General features: G+C 45.6%; 20 protein-coding genes. 6 read left to right on the plus strand and 14 right to left on the minus strand.

The genetic code is table 11. The annotated features are described in order from the left end of the window. Positions 1–65: 65 nt before the first annotated feature. Entirely contained in the window at positions 66–257 is a 192-nt protein-coding gene (locus tag H6F98_RS26520) for a type II toxin-antitoxin system HicB family antitoxin (protein ID WP_192221697.1), read from the minus strand. A 365-nt stretch (positions 258–622) separates the two neighbouring features. Between H6F98_RS26520 and H6F98_RS26525 the strand changes: the two genes are divergently transcribed. After that, positions 623–934 carry a hypothetical protein gene (locus H6F98_RS26525; RefSeq protein WP_192221698.1) on the plus strand — a complete coding sequence of 104 codons (312 nt, stop codon included), beginning with the start codon at positions 623–625 and terminating at the stop codon, positions 932–934. Between the two features lie 37 nt (positions 935–971). On the opposite strand, the gene H6F98_RS26530 is transcribed toward H6F98_RS26525, so the two are convergent. From H6F98_RS26530 to H6F98_RS26540, 3 genes are all read right to left on the minus strand, one after another. Beyond that, the gene (locus tag H6F98_RS26530) at positions 972–1784 is read right to left on the minus strand and encodes a hypothetical protein (protein ID WP_192221699.1); all 813 of its coding nucleotides are present in this window, start codon (positions 1782–1784) and stop codon (positions 972–974) included. A gap of 4 nt (positions 1785–1788) precedes the next feature. After that, entirely contained in the window at positions 1789–2166 is a 378-nt protein-coding gene (locus tag H6F98_RS26535) for a transposase (protein WP_192221700.1), read from the minus strand. Between the two features lie 408 nt (positions 2167–2574). Continuing rightward, positions 2575–3363, minus strand: a complete 789-nt coding sequence (locus H6F98_RS26540) for a DUF4058 family protein (RefSeq protein ID WP_192221701.1) — start codon at positions 3361–3363, stop codon at positions 2575–2577. On the opposite strand from H6F98_RS26540, the gene H6F98_RS26545 reads away from it, so the two are divergent. Then, complete coding sequence (locus tag H6F98_RS26545) at positions 3363–3554, plus strand: hypothetical protein (RefSeq protein ID WP_192221702.1); 192 nt, start codon at positions 3363–3365, stop codon at positions 3552–3554. The two genes, H6F98_RS26540 and H6F98_RS26545, sit on opposite strands and share 1 nt — an antisense overlap. Positions 3555–3567: 13 nt before the next feature. On the opposite strand, the gene ilvD is transcribed toward H6F98_RS26545, so the two are convergent. Next, positions 3568–5259: a dihydroxy-acid dehydratase gene (gene ilvD, locus H6F98_RS26550; protein WP_192221703.1), complete on the minus strand. Its 1692-nt coding sequence runs from the start codon at positions 5257–5259 to the stop codon at positions 3568–3570. 62 nt (positions 5260–5321) lie between these two features. On the opposite strand from ilvD, the gene H6F98_RS26555 reads away from it, so the two are divergent. Both H6F98_RS26555 and H6F98_RS26560 read left to right on the plus strand, forming a co-directional pair. Next, complete coding sequence (locus H6F98_RS26555) at positions 5322–5462, plus strand: hypothetical protein (RefSeq protein ID WP_192221704.1); 141 nt, start codon at positions 5322–5324, stop codon at positions 5460–5462. Positions 5463–5511: 49 nt separating this feature from the next. After that, entirely contained in the window at positions 5512–6381 is an 870-nt protein-coding gene (locus H6F98_RS26560) for a pentapeptide repeat-containing protein (protein WP_313929949.1), read from the plus strand. 131 nt (positions 6382–6512) lie between these two features. Here the strand turns inward: H6F98_RS26560 and H6F98_RS26565 are convergent, their stop codons facing one another. From H6F98_RS26565 to H6F98_RS26575, 3 genes are read right to left on the minus strand one after another with little or no spacing between them, the layout of a single operon-like run. Then, positions 6513–7220 (minus strand): DevA family ABC transporter ATP-binding protein, encoded by a 708-nt coding sequence (locus tag H6F98_RS26565; RefSeq protein ID WP_192221706.1) that lies wholly within the window; start codon positions 7218–7220, stop codon positions 6513–6515. Between the two features lie 8 nt (positions 7221–7228). After that, positions 7229–8404, minus strand: coding sequence for an ABC transporter permease DevC (devC, locus tag H6F98_RS26570; RefSeq protein ID WP_192221707.1), 1176 nt, complete (start codon positions 8402–8404; stop codon positions 7229–7231). Next, positions 8401–9603, minus strand: coding sequence for an ABC exporter membrane fusion protein (locus tag H6F98_RS26575; protein WP_192221708.1), 1203 nt, complete (start codon positions 9601–9603; stop codon positions 8401–8403). The genes devC and H6F98_RS26575 overlap by 4 nt, the downstream gene beginning before the upstream one ends. Before the next feature lie 176 nt (positions 9604–9779). On the opposite strand from H6F98_RS26575, the gene H6F98_RS26580 reads away from it, so the two are divergent. After that, positions 9780–10403, plus strand: coding sequence for a TetR/AcrR family transcriptional regulator (locus tag H6F98_RS26580; RefSeq protein WP_192221709.1), 624 nt, complete (start codon positions 9780–9782; stop codon positions 10401–10403). Here the strand turns inward: H6F98_RS26580 and H6F98_RS26585 are convergent. Next, positions 10400–10834 (minus strand): SRPBCC domain-containing protein, encoded by a 435-nt coding sequence (locus H6F98_RS26585; RefSeq protein ID WP_192221710.1) that lies wholly within the window; start codon positions 10832–10834, stop codon positions 10400–10402. The genes H6F98_RS26580 and H6F98_RS26585 overlap by 4 nt on opposite strands. Before the next feature lie 147 nt (positions 10835–10981). Here H6F98_RS26585 and H6F98_RS26590 point away from each other — a divergent pair, with 147 nt between their 5' ends. Next, the gene (locus tag H6F98_RS26590; RefSeq protein ID WP_192221711.1) at positions 10982–12373 is read left to right on the plus strand and encodes a malic enzyme-like NAD(P)-binding protein; all 1392 of its coding nucleotides are present in this window, start codon (positions 10982–10984) and stop codon (positions 12371–12373) included. A 152-nt stretch (positions 12374–12525) separates the two neighbouring features. Here H6F98_RS26590 and H6F98_RS26595 read toward each other — a convergent pair whose 3' ends face one another. The 5 genes from H6F98_RS26595 to H6F98_RS26615 form a co-directional block, all read right to left on the minus strand. Then, positions 12526–13314 carry a DUF4058 family protein gene (locus H6F98_RS26595; protein ID WP_192221712.1) on the minus strand — a complete coding sequence of 263 codons (789 nt, stop codon included), beginning with the start codon at positions 13312–13314 and terminating at the stop codon, positions 12526–12528. 98 nt (positions 13315–13412) lie between these two features. Continuing rightward, positions 13413–13829 carry a PIN domain-containing protein gene (locus H6F98_RS26600; RefSeq protein ID WP_192221713.1) on the minus strand — a complete coding sequence of 139 codons (417 nt, stop codon included), beginning with the start codon at positions 13827–13829 and terminating at the stop codon, positions 13413–13415. Continuing rightward, entirely contained in the window at positions 13826–14110 is a 285-nt protein-coding gene (locus tag H6F98_RS26605) for a hypothetical protein (protein ID WP_192221714.1), read from the minus strand. The genes H6F98_RS26600 and H6F98_RS26605 overlap by 4 nt, the downstream gene beginning before the upstream one ends. A 123-nt stretch (positions 14111–14233) precedes the next feature. Further along, a complete protein-coding gene (locus H6F98_RS26610; RefSeq protein WP_192221715.1) occupies positions 14234–14698 on the minus strand; it encodes a hypothetical protein in 465 nt (154 codons plus the stop codon). Between the two features lies 1 nt (position 14699). Beyond that, on the minus strand, positions 14700–18302 hold the full coding sequence (locus H6F98_RS26615; RefSeq protein WP_192221716.1) for a tetratricopeptide repeat protein: 3603 nt from the start codon (positions 18300–18302) through the stop codon (positions 14700–14702). Positions 18303–18789 lie beyond the last annotated feature (487 nt).

Raw genomic sequence — 18789 nt, forward strand, 5'->3', positions numbered from 1 at the left:
TCAACTTGTTGCAGTGTCCTAGTAAACGGTAATGACTTTCTGGAGAGGGTAAGTACTGTTGATACTTATAGGAATTCACCACCAAGGACTATCCACTCTTCTAGCACTTCTAATAGTTCCTTGCGGCAGGCTTCTAGCGTAGTGCCTGTCGCCCATACTCCAGATGCATTGTGGATTTCCCCGTAAAAGCCTTCGTTATCCTCAAGAAGCTCATAGTGTGCTGCTTCCATCGCCTTTTGGAGATATTCCTGAATCATTTGCCACCTCTAGGTAACTCAAACCCATCTTAGTGCGATCGCCTATTTCATACCAGTAGAGTAGCGCGATCGTGATCGAGCTTAGCAAGAATGCTGTTAATGTCATCGCTTGAGAAGACGAATTGAATGAAGTTCCTACTTCCCTCTAAGGGGAACTGAGAGTGAGATCGAGGTTATCCATACGAACTCTGAGCTGCTTAATTTTGCTCTAAATAAAAACAACCTCATCAACCCAAAGTGCCATAGTCAATGGAAGTGACTTTCTAGAAGTAACGAAATATTATTCAAACACGCGGGAACACTTTTTACTAAGTTTCGCAAACATTGGATATTCTTACCTAAAAATCTAGATTTCAATCAAGAAAATGTCATCAAATAATCTTCCTAGCAGAGACTACTCTTTAGAGCTTTTGTCGCAGCTTGAAGAAGCCCTAGAACCCATTTTAGATTTTCTGAATTCACCAGAAGTATTATCAGATCAAGAGAGTTATTATAAGCTTCTTTCTTCAATCCAGGAACTTGATGAGTTTATAGATATAGAAAAACAAAAATTAGGTAGTATGCCAAGACCTAAAGCAAATCTTCTAAGATATCAAGATAACCCTTATATGCCAAATTCACCTCAGTCTTTATCCGGTAGACTGTCTGATGCAATCAAACTTATTTTGGGGAGTTAATCAAGCTATTTGTCTTTGTCAAAATGCTCAATCTATTCTAATTCCGAGTAGGTAAATATGACTTTAGTGTTAGTTTTAGATCATCAATTAAATCTTTAGCCACACCTGTTTGACTAGACTGAGCTTCTAGTTTTAATTGAATAGCATCTAATGCATACTCATAAGGTTTAACACCATCAGTTAGATGAGGGATGGCTGAAGCTAGTAACTCTAAATCTTCCATAGACAAGTCACAGGCGGCAAAAGCTTCTAGACTATCTCGCAACCAACACATACAGCAGCGAATGTTATCCTTGAATGAATCTTGGTCTTTACCTTCCGGTATTCTATATTTCATGATTGCCTTATAACTTGCTCTATCTGCTAAAAGCGATCCATTAGGAAAGCCCTCCAACTTTTGATCTAGCCATTCTACAAGTTCTAAAGAAGCGGTTTTTTTGTTAATGTATACTTCAATGTTCTCTTTTTTAATTCTTTCGAGCTTTTTCCGGTGTTTTCCACGCTCAACCGGAGGAATATCCAAAGAATCTAATTCTTTTAGGATGCTATCTACTAAGTCTGATAATTTGACATGGAATTCTCCTAGTTTGAGCCGCGATTCCTTCTCTGCTTCTGCCTTTATCACTGCCTCAATAAACATAAACATCACTCCGCCAGAGAATAGACTACTAAGTAATACATTCAACAATGGTGAATTAGGTGTACTATGGGATGTCAGACTGGTTGTTGGCTTAAAGACAGTAACTAGGTTATTAAAGTTAAACCCACCAAGCCATAGCCCGAAGATAAAAACAGCAATGCTATAAAAAAAAGCTAAATAAGAAGCTACTTTTGAATTTTTCCAGTTCATATAATTACTCCCGTAGATCAATTTGCATAATCTTCTGTATTAATTTGTAGTCTTCTAGCATCGCCTTGCGAATACGTGCAATCATGTAAGCTGCTGTATTCCTGTTAACGCCAATTTTTTTAGCAAGTTGACGCCCACTGATACCTTCTTGAGAATTCAAGATAAGTTGAATTGCCAAAAACCACTTCTGTAAATCCACCCTAGTTTTGTGAAAAAGAGAACCAACTGTAACGCTATATGAATTAAAACAGGCGTTACAGTGATATCTGTGTTCTTTTTTTATAGCCGTAGAATTAGTTGATTGGCAATAGGGGCATTGAGGAGTTCCACTCCACATAATGTCTTCAAGAAGGGCAAGACAATCTTCATGATTATATTTCATCTTTAAGCTCAGAACTCTGAGCTAAAGATGACCTATAGGTTTAAGCTAAAACTAAACTCTTACTGACTTTAAACTTCAGGAAAATCAGTACAATTGTACTATAAACGCAAAAGGCTTAGGCAATTAAACTCACTGCTCTATCTACTAATTTTGCTAGCTTAATTACTGATATTTGTCATTAGTATATCGGTTCTTTTTTTTACTCGCTACTTGAGTAAAATCCTTTTGCTTAGTCAGGTTTTCGCTATTGGAACTATAACAGGCTAAGAATTAAGTACTTGATAAAACATTTGTCTAAATCAATTTTTAAAATGTAGCAACTACAAAAATTTCAGCGTTTGTATCAAGTCAGCTTGTTGCGATCGCAGTGGAGTAGCCCAGTCTATGTTTAGTTCTACAAATCCAATATCAGCGTAACCCTTTCTCCCGCAACAGTACATCAGCCCAAGCGGCATCTGACTCTTTAAGCGGTGGAACTGGTTCGTGGCTGTAATCTATTACTAAGTCATAACCTGCCCGGTCATAAACCCCATTTAACAACTCCTGCAAATCCACTAAGGGTTCAGTATCTTCTTTTCGCAAAGGTAAGGGAAATGATGGAATTGCGTTTTGCAAATTAAAGGCATACAAATCGGCGCTAGGACGGCGATCGCATTGACTAACCAAAATCCGATAATCGCTTTGAATACCATTCTCCAAAATCGGCATTGGTTCGCCAGCACGCAGTAAATCAATTTCAACCAAATGAGTTGAGCTACCAAGCACCCGCTGACGATTCTTCTTGTATGCCTTGCGTCCTTCTCCAGTCCGTTTATTCTTGCGAGAAAGAACTTCAATCGCACACACTACCTCCCTCGTCGCCACCTCTCGCACCTCCAGGTAACTCTCCCTAACAGTTTCAGGCATAGGGATTGTTACTGTCACAGATTGGAGTGGAGGGGTGGCAACGGCAACATTTTGTGTTGTCGAGTTCGTTGCAGTCTGGGAACGTTGCACCGTCACATCGGGAATACCGACAAGAAGCGTATCTTCCTCTCCACTAGCTTGGTAAACTCGCTTTTCAATAGCAACTCGGTATTTGGGTCGCAGTTTGGGAACTAAGGACTCTGCAATCAGCGTAATCAGCCAGTGATGAACCTCTGGCCACAAGGCATGATGTTCTAAATAGGGGTTCATACCGGGGAAGGGAGACAGCATTGATTTACCTCGCTCAAATCTGCGTAATCCTTATCACACATCCTATCCAAATAATAATTGGGTCAACGTCCTTAGCCATAAGTCCGTCAACCCATACTCTTGTTATTTGCGATCGCATTACTCAGGATGGTTCACCACAACCCAAAATAGCTGGTGCGATCACGCCCATCCACCATCTCAGCTACAGTTAATTGCTGAGTGATATTAGGCTTGATCCAACCCCAAATCTGTTACTGCACCGACACTGCTAGAAGAAACAAGCTTGGCATATTTCGCCAGCACACCTGTTGTATAACGAGGCTTTAAGGGTTTCCAGTTGGCGCGACGTTGCTCTAATTCCTCATCTGAAACATGAAGCTGTAATAATCGCGCTGGCGAATCAATTGTAATGGTGTCACCTTCTTGGACTAAGGCAATTGTCCCACCGACGGCTGCCTCTGGTGCAACATGACCAACTACCATCCCGTAAGTACCACCGGAAAAGCGTCCATCGGTAATCAAACCGACTGCATCACCCAAACCTGCACCAATAAGCGCAGAAGTAGGTGCTAGCATTTCCCGCATTCCTGGCCCACCCTTTGGTCCCTCGTAGCGGACAATAATCACATCACCTGCTTTAATCTGACCTGCGAGAATCGCATCCAGACAGGCTTCCTCGGATTCAAATACCCGTGCCGGGCCAGTAATTTGTGGCTTTTTGATGCCTGTGATTTTTGCCACCGCGCCTTCTGTTGCCAGATTACCTCGCAAAATGGCTAAGTGTCCTTGAGCATAGATTGGATTATCCCAAGGATGAATCACATCTTGATTGGCTGGTGGTTCCTCTGGAACATCGGCTAAGACTTCAGCAAGGGTTTGACCTGTGATTGTAAGAGCATCACCATGAAGCAAATCATGCGCCAAGAGCATTTTCATCACCTGCGGGATACCACCAACTTTGTGTAAGTCGGTTGCGACATACTTACCAGAAGGTTTTAGGTCACATAGTACAGGGACTTTGGCGCGAATGGTTTCAAAGTCATCCAAGGTTAACTCGACACCAATCGCATGAGCGATCGCAAGTAAATGTAACACGGCATTAGTCGAACCACCAACTGCCATAATTACGGCGATCGCATTTTCAAACGCTTTGCGGGTAAGAATCTGTTTCGGCGTTAATTGCTTACGAATCGCTTCTACCAAAACAAAGGCAGATTTTTCAGCACTATCGGCTTTTTCGGCATCTTCGTTCGCCATAGTGGAAGAATAAGCCAAGCTCATCCCCATCGCTTCAAACGCCGAAGACATTGTATTTGCCGTAAACATCCCACCACAGGAACCCGCACCAGGGCAAGCCTTGTTTTCTACCGCTGTCAGTTCGGTTTCGTCAATCTTGCCAGCACTAAATTGTCCTACGGCTTCAAACGAACTCACAACTGTTAAGTCCTTGCCGTTGTGGTGACCGGGTTTAATCGTACCGCCATAGACAAAAATTGCCGGGATATTCATTCGTGCGATCGCAATCATCGCCCCTGGCATATTTTTATCACAGCCGCCAATTGCCAAGACCCCATCCATGCTCTGCCCATTGCAGGCAGTCTCAATCGAATCGGCAATTACTTCTCGCGACACCAGGGAATACTTCATCCCTTCCGTGCCCATCGAAATTCCGTCACTTATCGTAATCGTACCGAACATCTGGGGCATCGCCCCGGCGCTTCTCATTCCTGCTTCTGCCCGGAGTGCCAACCCATTCAACCCCATATTGCAGGGCGTAATCGTACTGTATCCGTTGGCAATACCGACAATTGGCTTGGTAAAGTCTTGGTCTTGGAAACCAACCGCCCGTAACATCGCTCGATTAGGCGATCGCTGGACGCCCTGAGTAACGACTCGGCTTCTAAAGTTGTCCGACATTGGTGTGTTCTTCCCTTAGCTATCAGCTATCAGCGGTGTGAGTATTGAGGTTAGCGACATCAATGCTCAATAACAGGGACTTACCGATTCAGTCGTTGAGCAAACAGCTAACCGTAACCACAACTCGTCAGCTATTTTTTGATTGTCTCAGACTACATGACTATTTGGCTCGTTATGTAGATTCTCGCGAATTTTGTCAGTAATTCTTCTGTTGATTTGTCAGTGGGTGAAAATTAATCTTTCTGACATTTTTTGAAAACGATACGCGAGGCAGAGATAATCATGGATGTTGGCACACTGCTGAAGCAATACGCAGCAGGAGAACGAGATTTTCGCAATTCTAACTTCCAGGGACTGTCTTTCGCTGGAGTTGACCTGAGTGAGGCTAATTTACGAGGAGCGAACTTCATTCAGGCTAATCTAGCTGGGGCAACCCTCCAAAGAGCTAATTTACGGGAAGCGAACCTCACTCAAGCGAACTTACAAGGCGCTAACTTACAGGAAGCGAACTTAATTGGCAGCAACCTGAGCAAAGCAAATCTCAGTGAAGCCAACTTGAGTGATGCTAGTCTGCGAGCATCCAACTTGAGTGGCACCAATCTCACTAAAGCGAATCTGACGGAAGCGATTTTTAGTGAAGCGGTTCTCCGGGAAGCGGATTTGAGTCAGGCAAAACTATTTGAAACCACCCTCAGCCGAACGAATCTTTCTCATGCTCTTTTAGTGGGTGCCAGTCTGGAAGGGGCGAATTTAACCAATGCGATCGCAGTTGGGATAAACCTAAAAGGAGCAAATCTCGTCAAAGCCTTATTGCATGGTGCAAACTTTACTGGAGCTAATCTGAGTCAGGTAGACCTGAGTCGAGCAAAAGCAAATGGTACCAATATGACAGATGCTATCCTCATTGGGGCTAACTTACGCGGAGCAAATGTGAGTTGGACAACCCTACGGGGTGCAGATTTGACGAGAACAAATTTCTACCGCGCTAAACTTTGCTGGTCTAACCTAACTGAAGCAATCTTAGTTGATGCCGTTTTGCTGGATGCTAATCTCAGGCAGGTAACCCTACGAGATACTAACTTGAAAGGAGCAATCATGCCTGACGGCACTAAGCATGAATAGTACAAGCTTTTTTTGAAGCCAATACAGTTTTACTGAATGGCTTGAGCAACTTCAGCAATTACAATTTGAGCAAGAAGAATACAGAAGTGGCTGTGTTCAGGAGAATCCTGAATTCTGGATGTAAGTTAAGGTTATTCCACTAATGCCGCCGCCTTAGGATTATTGGCTAGACGACCATCTTCCATATAGACAATGCGATCGGCGATGTCGAGGATACGGTTGTCGTGAGTCACTAGCAAAATTGTGCAGCCCTGTTCTTTGGCGAGTTTTTGCATCATCTCTACCACATCTCGCCCCGATTTTTTGTCAAGGGCAGCAGTCGGTTCATCGGCTAGGACAATCTTATGATGGCTGACGAGGGCGCGTGCGATCGCTACCCGTTGTTTTTGTCCACCCGACAAGTCATCTGGATAGTAATTCAAGCGATTTCCTAATCCCACTTGCTCTAGCATCTGGGCTGAGCGAGTTTGCATCTCTTCTAAGCCGATATTCTTATGCAGTTCCAGGCCCATCTTGACGTTCTGGAGGGCAGTTAGGCTGCCGTGTAGATTATGCGCTTGGAAAATGTAACCGTGTTTGCGTCGTGCCTCTGTCAGTTGATTTTGACTTGCCCCACAGAGTTCTTTTCCCAATACCTTTAAACTGCCCGATTGAGCAGAACGTAAACCCCCTAGCAAGGTCAAAAGCGTAGTTTTGCCAGAACCAGAGGGACCCGTCATGATGATAATTTCACCCGCATTAATTTCTAAATTGATATCAAAGAGAACTTGCTTGCGGAGTTGACTATGACCGAAGTAGTGGTCGAGATTTTGGATGGAAATGACGGAATTAGTTGTCATGGCTGGCTTTAGAACATATCGGCAGGGTCAGCAGATTGGAGTTTTCGGGTCGCGATCGCACCAGACAAGGCACACATAATAATTGTTAGCACCAGTACCAGCACAGCACGCCTTAAGGTCATGGCAATGGGTAAGGCTGTAGCCGATGCCGCTAGTTGGTAAAGCCCCAAGGGTAATATCGTTCCTGGAATAAAGCCCAAGAAAGCAAGGATTATCGCTTCTTCAAACACGACACCGAGTAGGTAGGAATTGTGATACCCCATTGCCTTAAAGGTGGCGTATTCCTTCATGTGGCTATTCACGTCGGTAGAAAGAACTTGATAGACAATCACTACACCGACAACAAATGCCATCGCCGCCCCTAAGCTGAAAATGAAACCAATTGGGCTTCCTGTTTTCCAGTAGTTCTCTTCAAATTGGATCAGTTCCTCATGAGTCAGCACTCTGACATCATCAGGAAGATGGGATTTTAAGGCAATTGCTACCTGTTCCGGCTCATATCCCGGTTCAATGTAAATCAAACCAAGATTGATACTCGCTGCCTCACGCCTGGGAAATAGCAACAAAAAGTTCTGATCGCTGGTCATCAGAACCCCATCAGCCCCAAAGGAAGCGCCTAATTTAAAAAGACCAGAAATCGCGATTGTGCGCCGTTCGACTTCGGTGGTTACGGTTTTACCTTGTTCAACTTGCGCGATCGCTTCTGTGTAATCTCCTCGACTCGCCCGATCAAATAGGACGCTATCTGGCAGCTTAATTTTGTTTAACTGTTGGTTAACTTCCGGCAGATCAAACGCTGGCTGGTCAGGGTTAAACCCAACAATTTGAATCGAGGTTTCTTTGCGGGTTTGGGGGTTCTTCCAGTTAATCGTATTCGATTGCAAGACTTCTGCAGACTTGACTCCAGGAATATCCATTGCTTGATACAGTCGTCGTCGCGAAAATGTAGACAAGTTTTGCATATTACGGGCTTGGGGACTAAGCAAAACAATGTCTGTGTTCAACGAACGACTGAGGCGGGTGTTGCTGTCGTACAGCGCTGCCTGAAAGCCCATCTGCATGAACATGAGTACATCGGCAAAGGCAATACCTGATAAGGCAACCAAAAGACGGCTTCTTTCCCGACTCAGTTGCAGCCAGCCGAGGGGCGTTCGTCGCTGAAGTTGTTGAATAAATCCAATCACAGTTCGATCTCCACCTTGACTTGCAGATTTGTGAACTTAGCGGCTTTTTGGCTAGCGGAATCGTTAAGTGCGACATGGACTTCAACAACTCTAGAGTCAATGTTGGTACTAGGGTCGGTGTTGACAATTTCTTGCCGTCGTACCTGTGAACCAACTCGCTCAACTGTTCCTTGCAATTCCCCAGGAATGGAATCACTTGTTACTCGCACTTGCTGCCCTGGACGAACTTTACTAACATCACTTTGATAAACCTCAGCAACAGCAACCATCTGTTTGGTTTGCCCGATCTCAGCGATGCCGTCATCGGACACTACTTCACCCGCACGGGTATGAATGTCCATTACAACGCCGTCTTGGGGCGATCGCACATAAGCCTCATCCAGATTTGCCTTTGCCTGCTTCATAGACGCGATCGCACGACGGACTTCTACTCTGTCAGCTTCCACATCCACAGGGCGCACCTCAGCAATCTGATTCAAGGTTGCTCTCGCTTTATTCAGTTCTTGCGGACTGGTTGAGCGGGTGCGGTTCAACTCGGCTTGTGCTTCTTGCAGGCTTTGCTCTGCGGTATCCAGGGTTAAGTGCTTGCTGTCGCGTTCGGAGGCTGAGATGGCTCCTTGCTGATACAGCGATTGATAGCGGTTGTATTCTATTTGGGCGTTACGCCGTTGAGATTCCAATCGAGAAACCATTGCGGCTTGGGCATCAACATCACCTTGACGTTCGGCTTCCAAGCGGGCAATCTCCGCTCGTTGCGCTTCAACTTCACCCCGTTTCGATCCAGCTTGAGTGATCGCAAGTTTTGCCTGGGCGACTCTCACCTGTTCCTCTGCTTCCTCTAAAGCTGCCTGAAGGCGATCGCGACTGTCCAAAATCGCAATCACCTGCCCTGCCTTAATGCGATCGCCTTCCTTCACCAACAGTTGCTCAACCCGATTTTCTTGACTAGAGGTTGGAGCCGAGAGTTTAATCACCTCTCCCTTTGGCTCCAATCGTCCAAGTGCTGTCACTGTCTTGACTTCCGGCACACTGACTTCTGTTTGGGTTGTCTCAGCTTGGGAGGACTGAAACTGCCGGATGGTGTAAGCCCCAACCCCACCCACTAAAAGCATTGTTGCGACTGCCAGCCTGATCCAACGAGGATTGCGCGTTTGCGTTTGGGAGGAAGGGGAACCACTTGCTATCGACTGATTCAGCATTGGCTAACTCCTGGTTTAATCTTAAGCACCTAAACTATACAGTTCAGTTTTTTATACAACTAAACTAATCGGTTTAGTACAATAAAGTCAAGAGGTATCCTATAAACAGGCAAAAGTAGCTTGATTGAATTCTCAGTTAGGCACTAATCCTTTTAGCCTGTCGTCTCAAATAGAAAATGAAAAAGACCAAAAGCCCAGCGCGGGAATTGTCAGCAGAGAAAGCCGAAGCCATCTTGGATGGTGCCATGCAAGAGTTTTTGGCACATGGTTATGCGGCAACTAGTATGGACAAAGTTGCGGCAGCAGCAGGCGTTTCTAAAGCAACCGTCTACAGCCACTTTCAAGACAAAGAAGGATTGTTCACTGCGCTTATCCAGCAATTAGCGCAGAAAAAGTCAGTATTCAACCTCCAAAACCTCCAATCTCTTGAGGAAGAACCCAGCCGTGTTCTACGAAGCTTTGCGAAGGGAATGCTGGAAAACATCATAAGCGATCCACAGATTCTCACCCTCATCCGGCTGATCATTGGGGAGTCTGGACGTTTCCCAGAATTAGCCCAATCTTTTGTGCGTAACATTGAAAAACGGACGATTGATGCTCTCACTCAATACCTTGCCTCTCATCCTGAACTTCGGCTGCCTGATCCAGAAGTAGCAGCACGGACTTTTATTGGATCACTTGTACATTTCATAATCCTTCAGGAGATGCTGCACGGTAAGGATATTTTGCCAATGGAGCGCGATCGCCTTATTAATAGCTTGGTCGATCTGATTACTGCCACGAGTGATTCACTTACTTAAGAACGCTCGACGTACCGCTTCAACTCCCGCGCCATCCGTTTAATACCGCGCTGTTCGTCTTCCCGAATAAACGGCAAAAACACACGAGTTAAAACTCCTGAATAACTGGTCTTGTGAACGTATTTAGTACGACCAACACCAATTTCTTGCAGCTCAAAGACATACTCATTGCGAAAGCCAGGAATTGAGGAAACCCAACTGAGGCAGACATTGGGCTGAACTCGTGTAATCAATGGCTCAAACTCTGTTTCTTCTTCATCAGGAAGTCGTCGCAGCGAGAGGTATACCTCTTGTCCCTGCTGAAATTGCACATCTGAGTCACAGTCGAATAAAAATGTGTTCCAGTACTTCCACTTGTCTTTTTGGAATAAAATCTGCCAAACCCGTTGCTTTGGCGCATTGATGTCGATTTCTGTATAGAGACTTGCCATAAATGTGGCACGTCACCTCCAACTGGTGTAACTGGGTACAATTGCTCTTCGGTTCGCTCTTATAGGCTAGGGGTTATTTTAGATTGAGGTTTGAGATTTTTGACTCAATCTAAAATCTCAAATTTCAACTCCTTGCCTCAATAAAGAATGATACATTTAACACCCAACCCTAGTTTTAGTTTAACGATTCGTGTAGAAGTTCCCAACCGCGCCGGGATGTTGGCAAGCGTCACTCAGGCGATCGCTTCAGTCGGCGGCAATTTGGGAGAAATTACGCTCGTTGAGCAGAATCGTAAGATTTCCACTCGTGACATTAGCATTGATGCCGCCAGTAGTGAACACGCTGAGCAGATTGTGCAAGCTGTCAAGGCACTGCCAGACATCCAAACTATCGATGTCTACGATCGCACATTTAACCTGCATCGCGGTGGCAAAATTCATATGCAAAGCAAACTGCCACTGCATAATCAGGGAGATTTGGCAATGGCATATACCCCTGGAGTCGCTCGGATTTGCAACGCGATCGCGCAAGATCCAGAACAAGTTTACTCCCTCACAATCAAAAGCAATATGGTTGCTATTGTTACTGATGGTAGTGCTGTATTGGGCTTGGGTAACCTGGGACCAGAGGCGGCGCTGCCAGTCATGGAAGGCAAAGCGATGCTCTTTAAGGAATTTGCAGGGATTGATGCGTTTCCGATCTGTCTAGCCACCCAAGATACAGACACGATTATTGAAATCGTCAAAAACATCGCGCCTGTCTTCGGTGGAGTCAATCTTGAAGACATCAGCGCACCTCGTTGCTTTGAAATTGAAGCGCGATTGCGGCAAGAGATGGATATCCCAGTCTTTCACGATGACCAACATGGGACAGCAATTGTCAGCCTTGCTGCGTTGATTAATGCCCTGAAGTTGGTGAATAAATCAATAGAAGATGTCCGCATTGTGATTAATGGTGCAGGCGCTGCTGGAGTTGCGATCGCCCGATTACTGCGTAAGGCAGGTGCCAAGACGATTTTGATGTGTGACTCCAAAGGCATCCTCTCCACAACACGCCCTGACTTAACCGAACAAAAGCGAGAATTTGCTGTTGAAGCGGCTGGTACACTTGCTGGAGCAATGTCTGGTTCTGATGTGTTCTTAGGTGTCAGCGCCCCTGGTGTCGTTACTCCTGATATGGTACGCTCGATGGCTGCAAACCCAATTGTCATGGCGATGGCAAATCCGATCCCTGAAATTCAGCCAGAATTAGTGATGGATGATGTCGCTGTTATGGCAACGGGGCGTAGCGATTATCCAAATCAAATTAATAACGTTCTTGCCTTTCCTGGTGTTTTTCGGGGTGCATTAGACTGTCGCGCCTCGACAATTACCGCGAATATGTACCTGGAAGCCGCAAGTGCGATCGCATCTTTGGTAAATGCTACAGACTTAGATCGGGAACACATTATTCCTTCAGTCTTTGATGAGCGAGTGGTGACTGTCGTTGCTGCTGCTGTGCAACGCGCCGCACGGCAAGATGGCGTGGCCCGTCGGTAACTATCTCACGATGAGGAAGAGAGCGATTGCTTTTTCTTGTCAAATCACTTTGTAGGGGCGAACGGCTGTTCGCCCTCACTCTATGTGTTTGCAAGAATCTTCAGTTCAATTTCGAGTATGGTGTTCTTGTTGCAGTGAAAGAACAAAAAATCCTATGTTGCTCGTAAGGCTTGCTCTTTAAGGAGCGCATCTGCCCAAGTTGCCTCAGCTTCTGTCAGTGCTGGGATAGGTTCAGAATTGTAGTTGATTTGTAGACGATAGACAGCGCGATCGTACACTAAATCCAATAAGGCTTTTAAATCTACAATCGGATCGGCATCATCTAATAACAAAGGTAGTGGAAATGACGGAATTTTATCGGGTAAATTAAAAGTATACAAATCAGCTAATGGTCGGTGTTCGCTGCGACTAACCAAAATGCGATAACGACTCTGAATATTCGTTTCTAAAATTGGCAATGGCTCCCACTGCCGGAGTAAATCAATTTCCACTAAATGAGTAAAACTGCCCAATACATCTTGGCGTTTTGCTTCATAAGTTTCGCGCCCTTTGCCAGACCGTTTGTTGACGGGTGAGAGAATTTCTATAGAGGTTACGACTTGATTTGTTCCCACCTTCCGCACTTCTAAATAACTCTGTCTAATCGTCTCAGGTATGGGAACTGTCACCGTTATCGGTTGGGCGGGGGGTGACAAAGTAGCGACATTAGTTGTCGAATTTTCTGCGTTGAGGGGACGCTGTACCATAACATCGGGAATCCCAACTAGCAGAGGATTTTCCCCAATGACTTCGTAAATTCGCCGTTCAATAGCGACAATATACTTAGGTTCTAATTGAGGTGCTAATAAGTCAGCGATCGCTGTAATGAGTCGATGATGGAAATCTGACCATAATTCTGAGTTTTCTATATAGGGATTCATGCCGGGAAAAGGTGATGGCATGGTAGACCTCCATTCAATCGCTTACTTGCTATTGTAGATGTTCCCAGGATGAGAAAGCGATTGCCAAGTGTGCTGTAGCTTTAACCGGGTGGTAATCTTTAAGAATTTGTTAACTCCTGAATTAACTGCTCAGGAGTCATAATTCGAGGAGTTGTAACTGGAAAATCTTGCGGATTGCGGGTAATAATGGCATCTAATTGATTGACTATAGCCGTGCTGTTCTGAATTGCGTCTTCAAAATCTCTAAAATTAGCACCTAAAGCCATATTAATTGCGGTCATATCTACTGTCGCAACTTGGCACACAGTGACTATTTCCCTCAAAAACTCAAGGGCTAAATCTCGACCTTTTTCTTTACGGATAATGTAGTACAGGTCCCCAAAAGAGGATGCTGAGATGTAGCCTTCTATTTGCCCTTGTTCAACCAGGGATATAACTATTTCGCTATCCTCAACAAAGGGCTGTCGCTCAAGGGCAACATCCACAATGATATTAGTGTCTAACAGCACTTTCACAGGTTATGCTTCTCCTTCAAAGCTTCCCATCGCGCTTCATCTGGGTCAAAATCAGGAGGTGCAGGCTGTGTTTTTTCAAACCAATTTTGCAAAGCTTTGATTTTAGTCCGTCGCTTCGGCATCTCTGGCAGTGAGTCGGAATCGGGAACTGTGGAACTAGCAACCATCTCAACTACCTGCAAGACAATCACTTCCACATCTCCAGGTGGCATCTTAACGGGTTCAGTAATCACTAAGTTACCTGCTGAATCGATTGTTCCCTTCAGTTTGTAGGCTTGCATATTCCTTCCTTCCCCTTTGACAATGCGGAGATTGCTGTTATCCTATCTGAAAAAATGTTGGTTGGAGTGAGTCGGACGCGATCGCTCTTTCTCCATCAACCTTATCCTGAGTACATTGCTCCCTTATTTTTCTTTTTCGTCTTCCGCAGCAGGGAGTTTAGGGTCAGTTTCAGGTTCTGTGTATTCGCAAAACGTATTCAGTCCAATTTTGACAATATACAAAACAACAATAGTAGCTATTGCCGGGTCAAGTGGTAATCCATTAGCACCAGCAATACCGACGAGGGAGACTATCAATCCGGTGAGTAAAGGCGCACTGCCTGGGTTGTTGGTATATTCCTTGACTTTGCCGCGAAACCCATCATCACCACAGAGTTCTTTGCGGAGTTCGCCCAACATTACCTTCCAGAGGGATTTGCCTTTAGCGAATGTCTGCCTGCCGTTTTTCTCCTCCCAAAGTTCATCAAAACTGGTCTCTAGTCTGCCCTGATTTTTTTCTAGGATGGCGAATGCTTCTTGAGCGGGTTCGTACTCCTGTAATAGCTGCTGCTTAGCCTTGATTTCATCAGTACTTAATTGAACGTCCATATCACTCCTCATTTTGTTCACTTGCTGCCTGAATTTCTGAACGTATCTCTTCCGGGCACTCCTTACCCATCACCTCTTGCCAAACTGCCTCAAATTGGGATTTTCCCATCACCTTGAACATTCGTCCTAAATTTCGGACAGACACGCCAACAAACTCTTGATGATGCTTTATGCTAATTGCTAAAGCTTGAATGTAAATTATTACCGCCTCAATCCATTTTTCTTGTGTTTCCAGGGTTCGACCCCATACGGCTATGGTTAAGAATGCTTTGTACCAATCATTCGCTGCACTTCTAGCTGCAAACGCTTTTTGAAAATAGGCAACTGCGCTATCAAAATCTCCTTGCTCTTTGGCAATCTCTCCCAATCCGTAATACTGGTATGAAGCGTTGTAAGTATCCCCAGCGTCTTCTTTTATCTTCAAAGCTTTGTGGTAAAAGTCTTTTGCTTCATCCCATCGTCGTTTCTTCTGCGCTACTAACCCTAGTTGGTAATAGTCATTAGCAGCAGAATACCAATCCCCAGCATCTTCTTTTATTTTCAGGGATTTGTAGTAAAAGAGTTTTGCTTCATCCCAATGCTGTTGCAAATAAGCTACATTGCCTAATTGGTAATAGACCTTAGCACAAGAGTACCAATCTCCTGCATCTTCAAAAATTTTCCGGGCATTGTGGTAGAAAGCAATCGCCTCATCCCAATACCATTGATCTTCTGCTACCCTCCCCAGTTGGTGATAGATAGTTGCAGCCTTAGACCAATCTTCCGCGTCTTTATAAATTTGCAGGGCTTGTTGGTAGAAAGCTTTCGCCTCCTCAAAGTGCCGTTGCTTCTGTGCCACCACGCCCAATAGATGATACGCAACAGCAATATTGTCATTCACAGAGGTGTCATCTAAGGAGGTAAGCTCATCAAGAATTTCTTGATAAATTGCTCTTGCTCCTTCCAAATCACCAACAATTAGAGCCTCGTTAGCATCTACTCCCCGCAAATACATCCAGAAGTTGGAGGCATCTTGCCCCTTCGCCTTTGCTTCTGACAGATAGATGCCAATTTGATCCAATGCCCGTTGTCGCAGTGCCCTAAATTCAAGTTTGCGACCTATCCGTTCATACACTTCGTCCAAGGCTTGTAGAATTGCTTGAGCATATTCCCAGCTCTGCTGTTGTTCTGCCAGCCGCAAGTTTTGCAACAGGTTTGGCTCTTCTATTCGCAGCACAAAGCTTGCCAGTTCAGCATTGCTGATTAGTTCTCTATAGTATTTATCCGCGAAATATGCGTAGAAAACCAGCAGCTTTTTTTCTAGTTCGCTGACCTCCTGGGCAGCGTGTTGTTCAGATAGCCGTTGACGCAGATACCAGGGAAGGGCAGGATGAATTTTGTAGATGGTTAAATCGAGATGTTCCAGGATGCCAGCTTCTGCTGCCTCGTTGAGCAGTCCGAGCCAATGAGCTTTTTGCAAGGTCTCCCCAAAGACAGCCCGATATCCCTGTCCAAAGTTATCATCTGGACTGTTTGAGAGGGCATGGAGAAAATCAGCATTAACTCGTTCAGAGAATAGGGCTAAAAAGGGCAAATGCTGACGAGCGCCTTCAGACAACTTGGCAAAGGAATAATCTAAGGAAACAGTGAGAGATTTATCTCTGCCTTCCTCTTCCGCACCCTGAAAAGTATTCAACCCCTGCCGCAAAGCCTCAATCAACTGCACTGGACTCTGCGTCTTGAGGTGAGGCAATACCACCCGCAAAGATAGTGGATGTCCCCCCAAAAGTTTCAACAAATCCAGATACTGCGGTGGCAGTTTTGCCCTGTCTACCCCCGCTCTTTGCAGAATCTCCGCCGCCAACTCCTCCACATCCTGCTCTTGCAGTCCCTGCAAATTCAGCAAAGTGTAGATACGATCCAGCCAACGCTCCTCGCGGCGACTGGTAATCAACACCCAAGATTTCCCGCCACGCAACTCTTTGAGAAACCGCTGCAAACTGTCTCGCTCAGTCGCATTCAACAACGGCTCATTCCCCGCAGGAAACCCCCCCACTGGCTCAAAGTTGTCCCAAATCAAGAGACTTGGCTGAGTTTTCAGATAGTTCAGTACAATTTGCTGTTGTTGCTCTGCCCGATATTGAGAAAACTTGTCGCCCCAAACTTCCCTTCCAACTTGATTCACCACATTACTCAGCGTCGCCCCCTGCTCAAACGACATAAAGAAAATCTTGCCAGTACGTCCCTGAGTCTCCTCCAGCCACCGAGCAAAGCCACAAGCTAATTCAGTTTTGCCCACGCCAGCCATGCCTTGCAACAGCACGATATTGTTTTGCCGAAATGCCCGCTCTAAACGCAAGATATCGTAGTCTCGCCCAATAAAACCGTAAGCCCCCTCCTCTGGGAACCCCACCAAATTGCTAACCGTTGGCTCTAGGAAATCCTCAATATCCAGAACATCTATATCTGTAGTTGTGGGAATAAACGGCGTGTAAGATTCCTGCTGATACAGCACCGGCACCAGCCAATCTTGCAGAGGCTTATCGCCCTTGGGACTAGGACGCTGGGGCTTATTCAAAACGTTTTTTCGCCCCGCCGCCACAGCACTGTCGAGAGTCGCACCTGCCGCCAACTCCCCATACAACCGCCCCATGAAATGTTTAGCGGCTTCAGCATACACAGAATACGCCATTGCCACCACACCCTTAGCCCCCAAGGACACCAAGCGCGTCGCCACAGAAGAAAACTTTTCCTCTCCCTCCTGCGCCGATTTGCAAGCATTCAACACAAAAATCGGCACGCGGCAATCTGCCAAATTCTGAGCAATCTGTGCCGCCGTCACAATATCGGGGGAACCATCATTCTTTTCAAACACCAACAATCCCTGTCCCGCAGCACCCAAGGTATGCTGAAATCCAATGCTGTTGGCGTCAAAATCCCCATGTCCATCAAAATGAACGATATGATAAAACCCGCGATTGGCATTCAGTTCCCGCTCAAACTGCTCAAAGCTGGGTGGACGCAACACTTTAAGATTGACTTTTTGGCGAATATTTGCTACAGCTGCCAGCAACGGACGGGCAATCGTTCTCAGAGCAATATCTTTTTCGCCATAAGGACGAGCAATTACCAGCAAAATATTCAGCTTATCCTGGGGTAAATCGCCCATTTCTGCCCGGACAGTGTAGTCGCTGAGACTGCGAGACATCCCAGCCAAAGACGGTGCGAGAAATTGGCGATCGCTCGGCGAGTACAATAACTCCCAAGGTAAATTCAGCACCTCTGGACTATCCGAAGTAATCACCAGTTCGCACTGATTCAGCCCTTCGTAAGTCGCCGCCTGAAAAAATTGCCGCGCTTGCTCACTACTGCGAAATACTAATTCAAATAACTGCTCTCCCCAGTCTTGAAACTTTTGCTCGACCTTTGCCGCATTGTCGGGAGCAAGTCCATAGGGAAAGCGCAAATACTCTTCCAGGTACCAGCGCAAGTCAGCTAAAGCTTGCTCATCAAAGGGATGCGTAAACGTTACCGATGGTGCAGGGCGAGGATTAGATTGTCCGCGTTGCCAGGAAAGTTGAATCGAATCTCCCTCATGATTAATCCGCAAACAATTTCTCGCCATATCCGCTCTGCCTAGCACTGCGACAAGTTAACGCCATCCTAACTTAGGGATTTAAGCGATCGCGGCTTGTTCCGGATAAGCTGCCACAACCCACTTTTATCAACAGGACTTACGCAAATTTATCTTTGAACCACCATCTGTAGGGGCGCAAAGCCTTCATTGGTGTCAACTTAACGTTAGCTTGGCGGTTGAAACCGCAGCTACACAAACAAAACCCGCCTGCGCGGGTTATAAGAATCTTAATTTTCCGTTAGTCCGCGTTCGCGTTAGCGTTCCCGAAGGGTAGGCGGACTTTGTTTTTATAGCCGCGAATTCCATTCGCTCTCGTCTTAAGTTGACACCAATGAAAGCCTTGCGCCCCTACCATGTGTCGCGTCTGTGCGTAAGTCCTGATTAAGATAATCTAGCGTTTATTGAACTATATTGACACATATTTTTTTGTAGTGCTATTATCACAATAACCAAAGAGCCAGCGCTTTGATTTGCA

Origin of the sequence: Microcoleus sp. FACHB-SPT15 (assembly GCF_014849525.1) — a bacterium.
GTDB lineage: Bacteria > Cyanobacteriota > Cyanobacteriia > Cyanobacteriales > Coleofasciculaceae > Symplocastrum > Symplocastrum torsivum.

Coding starts and splice junctions, on each gene's coding strand:
- H6F98_RS26520 (WP_192221697.1), bottom strand. CDS start 257: ATGATTCAGGAATATCTCCAAAAGGCGATGGAAGCAGCACACTATGAG.
- H6F98_RS26525 (WP_192221698.1), top strand. CDS start 623: ATGTCATCAAATAATCTTCCTAGCAGAGACTACTCTTTAGAGCTTTTG.
- H6F98_RS26530 (WP_192221699.1), bottom strand. CDS start 1,784: ATGAACTGGAAAAATTCAAAAGTAGCTTCTTATTTAGCTTTTTTTTAT.
- H6F98_RS26535 (WP_192221700.1), bottom strand. CDS start 2,166: ATGAAATATAATCATGAAGATTGTCTTGCCCTTCTTGAAGACATTATG.
- H6F98_RS26540 (WP_192221701.1), bottom strand. CDS start 3,363: ATGCTGTCTCCCTTCCCCGGTATGAACCCCTATTTAGAACATCATGCC.
- ilvD (WP_192221703.1), bottom strand. CDS start 5,259: ATGTCGGACAACTTTAGAAGCCGAGTCGTTACTCAGGGCGTCCAGCGA.
- H6F98_RS26555 (WP_192221704.1), top strand. CDS start 5,322: ATGCTCAATAACAGGGACTTACCGATTCAGTCGTTGAGCAAACAGCTA.
- H6F98_RS26565 (WP_192221706.1), bottom strand. CDS start 7,220: ATGACAACTAATTCCGTCATTTCCATCCAAAATCTCGACCACTACTTC.
- H6F98_RS26575 (WP_192221708.1), bottom strand. CDS start 9,603: ATGCTGAATCAGTCGATAGCAAGTGGTTCCCCTTCCTCCCAAACGCAA.
- H6F98_RS26580 (WP_192221709.1), top strand. CDS start 9,780: ATGAAAAAGACCAAAAGCCCAGCGCGGGAATTGTCAGCAGAGAAAGCC.
- H6F98_RS26585 (WP_192221710.1), bottom strand. CDS start 10,834: ATGGCAAGTCTCTATACAGAAATCGACATCAATGCGCCAAAGCAACGG.
- H6F98_RS26590 (WP_192221711.1), top strand. CDS start 10,982: ATGATACATTTAACACCCAACCCTAGTTTTAGTTTAACGATTCGTGTA.
- H6F98_RS26595 (WP_192221712.1), bottom strand. CDS start 13,314: ATGCCATCACCTTTTCCCGGCATGAATCCCTATATAGAAAACTCAGAA.
- H6F98_RS26605 (WP_192221714.1), bottom strand. CDS start 14,110: ATGCAAGCCTACAAACTGAAGGGAACAATCGATTCAGCAGGTAACTTA.
- H6F98_RS26610 (WP_192221715.1), bottom strand. CDS start 14,698: ATGGACGTTCAATTAAGTACTGATGAAATCAAGGCTAAGCAGCAGCTA.
- H6F98_RS26615 (WP_192221716.1), bottom strand. CDS start 18,302: ATGGCGAGAAATTGTTTGCGGATTAATCATGAGGGAGATTCGATTCAA.